1 protein-coding gene and 1 pseudogene are annotated in these 1,194 nt (G+C 70.8%); both read right to left on the bottom strand.

From position 1 onward, the window contains the following. Window positions 1-25: 25 nt before the first annotated feature. Complete coding sequence (locus tag RT567_RS15475; RefSeq protein WP_313577125.1) at window positions 26-805, bottom strand: GIN domain-containing protein; 780 nt, start codon at window positions 803-805, stop codon at window positions 26-28. Between the two features lie 24 nt (window positions 806-829). Next, a pseudogene (locus RT567_RS15480) lies at window positions 830-1,194 on the bottom strand (HAAS domain-containing protein); the annotation flags it as partial.

The raw sequence follows: 1,194 nt of genomic DNA on the forward strand, positions 1-1,194 counted from the left end.
CCCGCCGGGAGAGGGAGAGCGGTTCCTAGTCCTCCGACACCTCGCCCGAGCCGCTGACCGACTGGCGCAGTTCGGCGGGGCGGCGGGTCAGGCGGACCTCGCCGCTGCCCGAGACGTCGACCTCGGCCTTGCCGCTGGGGCCGACGCGGACCTCGCCCGAGCCGCTGACGCGGACCTTGGCGTCATCGACGATCAGTTCGTCCATGCGGGCGTCGCCGGCGCCGGACACGTCGACCGTCACGGCGTCGGTTCGACCCTGGACCCGCACGTCGGACGAGCCGGTCAGCGTCAGGTCCAGCGACGGCTGGTCGTAGCCGCGGATCTTCAGCTCGGTCGGACCGGACAGGTCGAAGGTCTTCACCGAGGGCGCCTTGATGATGATCTTCAGGGCGTCGGTCTCGCTCCAGCCGCGAATGCCGGTGCGGGTCCAGCGGACATAGCTGCGGTCGCCGCGCGGGGCTTCGTCCAGGGTCAGGCGGCCGTTGGAGAAGCGCACGCGCTCGACCACGTTCTGCGCGCCCGAGACGGTGACGCCCGGCGCGTCAGCCTGCTGGTCATAGACGACGTCAGCGGGGATGTTGATGGCCAGACGGTCGCCGCCCGTCCATTCGATGGTGCGGGTCGTGTCGGGCGAGACCTGGCCGCGCTCGACGGTGAAGCCGCTGTCGCCGGCCTCGTCGTCGGTGATGACCCAGGTCCAGTCGTGACGGGCCAGGTCGCGGCCCCCGACGGCGAAGGCCCCGCCGATGCCGACGATGGCCAGGATCAGGCCCGCGCCGGAGATGATGAGCAGATTGCGGATCATGACTGTGTTCTCCTCTCTCGGGCTTTAGGCCTGGGGTTCCAGGGCGGGTTTGACGACGCGGTAGTGCAGGCGGGCGTACCAGACGGTGGCGTCGATCAGCCACTTGGTCAGCAGGGCCATGGTTCCGACCATGAAGATGCCCAGCCCCATCAGGCCGACGCCCAGCAGCGCGGCGGCCAGCGCCCCGCCCGGCAGACCCATGAAGGCGCCCGCCACCATGACGAAGCCGCCGGCGATGAAGACGCCGACCCCGCCCAGCAGCAGGGACAGCACCGTGCCGAAGACGGGCAGGGCGATGGGCAGCAGGATCAGGATGTCGATCGCGCCCAGACCCAGGATGCCGAACACGGCCCCGGCGGCGGAGGACGCCGACGGCTCCTGACGCCAGC

The sequence above is a fragment of the Brevundimonas sp. genome (assembly GCF_032107865.1).
Classification (GTDB): Bacteria; Pseudomonadota; Alphaproteobacteria; order Caulobacterales; family Caulobacteraceae; genus Brevundimonas.

Coding starts and splice junctions, on each gene's coding strand:
- RT567_RS15475 (WP_313577125.1), bottom strand. CDS start 805: ATGATCCGCAATCTGCTCATCATCTCCGGCGCGGGCCTGATCCTGGCC.